Origin of the sequence: Actinotignum schaalii FB123-CNA-2 (assembly GCF_000411135.1) — a bacterium.
Taxonomy (GTDB): domain Bacteria; phylum Actinomycetota; class Actinomycetes; order Actinomycetales; family Actinomycetaceae; genus Actinotignum; species Actinotignum schaalii_A.
In genome coordinates this window covers 699048-704030 of record NZ_KE150262.1, presented here as the reverse complement: position 1 = coordinate 704030, position 4983 = coordinate 699048, and the positions used below count along the sequence as shown (strand labels likewise).

9 protein-coding genes are annotated in these 4983 nt (G+C 56.9%); all 9 read right to left on the bottom strand.

Annotated elements, in window-relative coordinates; translation table 11 throughout:
• Positions 1-185 (bottom strand): hypothetical protein (locus tag HMPREF9237_RS09590; protein ID WP_016442222.1); only part of this gene is annotated, 185 nt, incomplete at its 3' end.
• Positions 185-385, bottom strand: coding sequence for a hypothetical protein (locus HMPREF9237_RS02855; protein ID WP_016442221.1), 201 nt, complete (start codon positions 383-385; stop codon positions 185-187). The genes HMPREF9237_RS02855 and HMPREF9237_RS09590, both read right to left, overlap by 1 nt.
• The gene (locus HMPREF9237_RS02850) at positions 385-753 is read right to left on the bottom strand and encodes a hypothetical protein (RefSeq protein WP_016442220.1); all 369 of its coding nucleotides are present in this window, start codon (positions 751-753) and stop codon (positions 385-387) included. The genes HMPREF9237_RS02855 and HMPREF9237_RS02850 overlap by 1 nt, the downstream gene beginning before the upstream one ends.
• On the bottom strand, positions 754-1236 hold the full coding sequence (locus tag HMPREF9237_RS02845) for a hypothetical protein (protein ID WP_016442219.1): 483 nt from the start codon (positions 1234-1236) through the stop codon (positions 754-756). It lies immediately after the preceding gene.
• Positions 1237-1273: 37 nt separating this feature from the next.
• Positions 1274-1660 (bottom strand): hypothetical protein, encoded by a 387-nt coding sequence (locus HMPREF9237_RS09585; RefSeq protein ID WP_016442218.1) that lies wholly within the window; start codon positions 1658-1660, stop codon positions 1274-1276.
• Positions 1657-1971 carry a hypothetical protein gene (locus tag HMPREF9237_RS09445; protein ID WP_016442217.1) on the bottom strand — a complete coding sequence of 105 codons (315 nt, stop codon included), beginning with the start codon at positions 1969-1971 and terminating at the stop codon, positions 1657-1659. Before HMPREF9237_RS09445 ends, HMPREF9237_RS09585 begins: the two co-directional genes overlap by 4 nt.
• Positions 1972-1982: 11 nt before the next feature.
• A complete protein-coding gene (locus tag HMPREF9237_RS02830) occupies positions 1983-2813 on the bottom strand; it encodes a ParA family protein (RefSeq protein WP_016442216.1) in 831 nt (276 codons plus the stop codon).
• 13 nt (positions 2814-2826) lie between these two features.
• Positions 2827-3747 carry a tyrosine-type recombinase/integrase gene (locus HMPREF9237_RS02825; protein ID WP_016442215.1) on the bottom strand — a complete coding sequence of 307 codons (921 nt, stop codon included), beginning with the start codon at positions 3745-3747 and terminating at the stop codon, positions 2827-2829.
• Positions 3748-4010: 263 nt separating this feature from the next.
• Positions 4011-4983, bottom strand: a 973-nt coding sequence (locus HMPREF9237_RS02820; protein WP_016442214.1) for an integrase core domain-containing protein, incomplete at its 5' end; no start/stop codon positions are given.

Here is a 4983-nt window from a genome sequence, read left to right as displayed (position 1 = left end):
GGCACGGCTGGCACGGCTGGCACGGACGATACTTCCGGACTCCATTCCTGGCCGTCAATACGGATATGCCCGCCCGGCGAAACGACAGCGGTTTGGCCACTATCTAGGTTGATTGTGATTGGTGCGGCGAGGGCCATGCTCGCGGCGGCTTCCAACCGCGCGGTATCAGCCTTAGATAACTGCATCACTCATCCTCTGTTTCAGGTTCGCCTGGCCTGTAGCTGCGCCAGGTTCCATCTTTTTCGTGCTGTTTCATGCGGGTCATGAAGCTGGCGAGCATGTCCCAGCCGGCATTGCGATCCATGCCAGCATGGCTGGCATTGCTAGCATTGCCAGCAGATACAACAGATGTCTCATTGCCTGCATGGTTTTCTTCGGGCTGCATTACTCACTCACCTCCACCGGGGTAGCTTCGGCCGGCTGTGCATCTGAGAGGCCAATTTCGGCCAGGGAAGGTACTTCGTCGAGGAATTCTCGGATATAGATACGGTGCTTTTCGCAGGCGAGGTCCATGCCCCGTGCGTGCTGGTAGGTTGCGTAGGATTCGCGTGAGTTCTGCCAGGCTTCCCATGCCAGCTCGTGATTGTCGTGTTCGTAAGCGAACTCTTGCTCTTGTTGGGCTTCTTCGTATGCTTCGTAAGCATCGTGTGCTTCTTTGTCGTATTCCCGACCTTTACGGAGGAGAAGATCAATCATTTGTTTTGCGAAGTGCTCACGCGTGGCCGTGATAATCGCTTCAGGTGTGGGTTCCATCTATTCCCCCTCCTCCACCGTGGCGTTGTTGCTTGGCTGGTCATCTGGGATGGTCAGGTCCGCCAAGGTTGGGGTTTTAGCAAGGATTTCGCGGATGTAGGTCTGGTGTTTCTCGCAAGCGAGATCCATGCCCCGCAGGTGTAGGCACTCCGCGTAAGCCTCGTCTTTTTCGTCTTGGGTTTCCTCATAGTCTTCGTAGGCAGCACCCGCTTCGCGGTCGTATTCCTCGCTCTTGCGGGAAAGACGAGAAAGCATTTGGCCTGCTAGGTCTTCGCGCGCGGCGGTAATAATACGGGTGGTCCACGCCTCGAAAACAGTGTCGGCGTCGCTCGTGAGCTTCCCTATTACCTCGTCCATGTCGTAGTCGGTCTCGTTCAACCCTTGCTTTTCCAGGCTTTCTAGCCCGGCTTTGATCACGGCTTGGCGGACTGCGTAGCGCACATCGTGGGTGGTTAGTTTTGAGGATGCATCGAGGTAGTACATGGTGTTCTTCCTTTCCAGAGTCGTGGGTTTGTTGGTTTTAGATGTTGCCTTTAGGTGCCGCGCCCGCGACAACCGGCGTGACATTCGCGTAAGTGTCCACGTGCGTATTGAGTACGGTGGTTATCCATTGGGAGAGGGAGATACGGTTGCCGGTGGCGCAATCGGCGAGCCATGCACCCCGGATGCGGTCAGCGTCTTCGCGGGGGAGGCGGATGGTGATTTTCGCGGGCTGTTCGCTGCCAGCGGTGCCAGCGGTGCCAGCGGTGCCAGCGGTGCCAGCGGTGCCAGCGGTGCCAGCGGTGCCAGCGGTGCCAGCGGTGCCAGCGGTGCCAGCGAGGATGTTATCCTCTCCACCCGCAACAATAGGGTTCGCGATGGGAGCTTTTTTCAGGGTTTGCATAGCGGCGGTATCTGGCTTTTTCATCGTTCTTCCGTTCCTGTGGTTGTTTCGTGGGTGTCTTTGATCTTGTCGAGGTGTTTGATCGTCCGTTCGAGTTGGGCGTAGGTTTCGTTGAGCGTGAAGTACAGATCAACGAGCTGCTGGTCGCTGCCGTGTTTGATGACATGGTTACCTGGCATTCTCCAGGGGTCGGAGTCCAGGCGCATTTCGAGCAGGCTGGCGTTTGATGCTGCTGCGTGCCAGAGCGTCACGGTGTCGTTTGCGATCATGTTCCGGAAGTTGATGTCGTGAGGGTTGGCTAGCAGGCGGAGCAAGGTTTTCTTCGTCATTTTCATGGCAGTCTCCTTTACAGGGCGTTGCTGGCATCGCTGGCGCGGCTGGCATTGCCAGCAGATACGGCCATGCCAGCCAATGCGTCATTGCCGGCAAGTGTGGCTTGTAGGGTCTTGAATGCTTCCTCGATCAAGGGATCGGCGTCGCCGATGGGCACGTGGTTGGTTGCGGTGTGGGGGAATGCTTCCCTGGCCGGCATATAGCGCGCGAGTAGGTAGTCTCCGTAGGTTGCTTCTAGCTCGGTGAGCCAACGCTTCGTGTCCAATCGTCCTTGTTGGTAGGAGTTCACGAGGATGCCAGCCAGCTCAAGAGCCGGGTTGTATAGGTTTTTGATGGTGGCGATCGTTGTGACCATTTCCGCGACGCCATCACATGCGGTTTCGCGTGCCGTGGTCACGATCAATGCCACATCGGCCGCGACCAATGCGCCGGTGGTCAGCATCCCCAAGCTTGGTGGGCAGTCCACGACGAGCATCTCGTAGGTATTGCGCAGGGGATCAAGAATGGCCTTGAGCCGGTATTCGCGCCCGAGTGCCGTGTCATTTTCCCGATCCCAGAGCGCCCGGTCAGCAGGGAGGAGATCAATACCCCAGGCAGGTACAGCCAGTATGGCTTGGCGTGCCGTTTCTGGCGGTGCGCCGGCGGCCGTCGCGGCGAGCGCGTCATTGAGGGTGAGCGTGGCGGTGTCTACTTCGATGCCGAGCGTGGTGGTTGCCGAGCCTTGCGGGTCAGCGTCCACCAGCAACACGCGGGAACCGGAGGTGCGGGCGATGCGGTGCGCGAGATTAGTGGCAATCGTCGTTTTACCAACGCCGCCTTTCTGGTTACAGATAGCAATGATCATGGGGGTCTTCTTTCTATAGTCCGGGGATGTGGGCTGGCGTTGCTGGCATTGCCGTATTGGCTGGCGTGGCTGTATCCGCTGGCAGCGGGCCAAAACTTTTGTACCGTTCTTGGCGTGCGCCGAGCATCGCAGCTCGCATTGCCTGGGCGTCGGAGCGCACGTAGCGTTGGGTTGTTGCTACGGATTCGTGCCCGAGGAGGTCTTTCACGGCCATGAGGTCGTGTCCCTCAATGTATGCGCGGGTCGCGAATCGGTGTCGAAGGGTGTGGAGAGTCCATCCGTCTCGGAGTTCCCGGCGTGCGAGTCTTCCGACCCACGCTGCCGAGAGGTGGCCCTCCTTGCTTCCTGGGAATAGCCAGGTTCCGGTCATGATGAGCCTTTCTTCCATCTCTAGATAGATATCTGTGGGAAGGGGAACCGTCCGGGTTTTTCCTCCTTTGCCGCACACTTGGAGGCAGTATCCAAGGAGGTCTTTTCCGAGGTGTTCTTTTCTTATCTGGGCAATTTCGTTGGCCCTTAGTCCGACCTCGCCTGCGAGGCGGAGAATGAGTTGGGTTCGGGGAGGCGCACCGTCGAGTGCATCCTCATACACGGCTTCGGGCGTTGGCCGTGCTGCGGCTCGTAATCGGTGCACCGGGCGCAGCACTTTTGCTGGATTATCGCCTTCTGAGAACCAGTCGAAGAACGCTCTTACCGCGATGTAATAACCGTGCCGGGTTTCGGGGGATATTTCTTTATTGCTCGCCCAGTCGATCACGTCTTTTTCGGTGACGTCGTTCGGCGGCTTATCAACCGTTCTTGCGAAGCTTCTCAGGGTTGCGGTGCGGTACGCGCGAGAACTTTCGCGGTGCCCTGCGAGAGTTTGAGTCTTTCCCCAATCGCAAAGTGCTTCTTCCCATCCTGCGGGAACGTTCCATTTGTTAAGTTTGTTCATGCGTACATTTTTCAGTTTCGCCTCAACGGCTAGACGGAAAGGCCGAACTTTTCTCCGCCTTATAGTTCACCTTTAGCGAACGGTTTGAAAATGTCGCATTATTTTAAAAAGGGTGGGGTGAGCCAGGTAAACCAAGGGTTGTGGGTTCGAATCCCACGGGGCCTACCATTGTGATGTCCCGCGTCATAGGTCCGCCTGTGACGCGGGATTTTTCGTGTTTTTGGGTTGGATGTCTCACGTCATATGTCCGGGTATGTTTCGCGTCATGTGTCCGTTTTCTTTGTGTTTTTCTTTTGGTAATCCCGGGTCGGGTCGATGGTGAACTCGGCGATTATTTCCCCGCTGGCTCGGTTGATGATCAAGGCGTTGGGGCCGTGGGTGAGGGCTATGACGGCCTGGCCTTGGTAGGCTCGCCCGATTCCTAAATGGCGTAGTTTGCCGGCGTAACGCAAGGTTATGGTGCCGGAGGTGTCTATTTTGTCGATACGCACTCTCCAGTCCTGGTCTTGGTAGGACATGGTGGGACCGTCTTTAGGACGGGCGTGGTAGGCCTCGTGTGGTGTTTTATTGGCTAGGGAGCGGTGGGGGCGGTGCGTGTTGTAGAGGTCCTGGAATTCTTTCACGAGTGTGTTGAGTTCGTCCACGGTGGTTGCTTGGGGTTGGGCTCGTAACCATTTTTTGAGGGTTTGGTGGAATCTTTCGATTTTCCCTTGGGTGGTGGGATGTCCAGGACGACCGTTTTTCTGGATGATGGAATAGTCGGCTAGGAGTTGTTCGAAGGCGTTGGGTTGGTAGCTCTTGTTTTTGTTTCCGGCTGCTAGGCGGGTTGTGTAGACCATGCCGTTATCGGTGAGGGTTGAGGCGGGTAGGCCATAACGTAGGGCTGTTTGGGTGAAAGTGGTGGTGACCGTGGTGCCGGTAACGCGTGGGTGTGCGCTGATGTGGAGGAGGTAGCGGGAGTGGTCATCAAGCCAGGAAATGATTTCCGTGTCGGTTTTATCGGCAAGGGGCCAGTGTGTGAAGTCTGACTGCCAGGTCCCGTTGGGTAGTTCAGCCTGGAAGCGTGTATAGGAGTTTTTCGGGCGTTTTTGCGGTTCGGGGGTGATGAGTCCTGCTTTTTTCAGGATCCGCCATATGGTGGTTGGGCTGGGTTTGTTTTCCATGTTTAGGTGGGCGTGGATGGTGTGGGCTCCGCAGTCCATGCCTTGTGTGGCTAGTTGTTTCCTGATTTTGAGG

Bases quoted from the DNA above. Each gene is read 5' to 3' on its own strand.
- HMPREF9237_RS02855 (WP_016442221.1), bottom strand. From the start codon at position 385: ATGCAGCCCGAAGAAAACCATGCAGGCAATGAGACATCTGTTGTATCT.
- HMPREF9237_RS02850 (WP_016442220.1), bottom strand. From the start codon at position 753: ATGGAACCCACACCTGAAGCGATTATCACGGCCACGCGTGAGCACTTC.
- HMPREF9237_RS02845 (WP_016442219.1), bottom strand. From the start codon at position 1,236: ATGTACTACCTCGATGCATCCTCAAAACTAACCACCCACGATGTGCGC.
- HMPREF9237_RS09585 (WP_016442218.1), bottom strand. From the start codon at position 1,660: ATGAAAAAGCCAGATACCGCCGCTATGCAAACCCTGAAAAAAGCTCCC.
- HMPREF9237_RS09445 (WP_016442217.1), bottom strand. From the start codon at position 1,971: ATGAAAATGACGAAGAAAACCTTGCTCCGCCTGCTAGCCAACCCTCAC.
- HMPREF9237_RS02830 (WP_016442216.1), bottom strand. From the start codon at position 2,813: ATGATCATTGCTATCTGTAACCAGAAAGGCGGCGTTGGTAAAACGACG.
- HMPREF9237_RS02825 (WP_016442215.1), bottom strand. From the start codon at position 3,747: ATGAACAAACTTAACAAATGGAACGTTCCCGCAGGATGGGAAGAAGCA.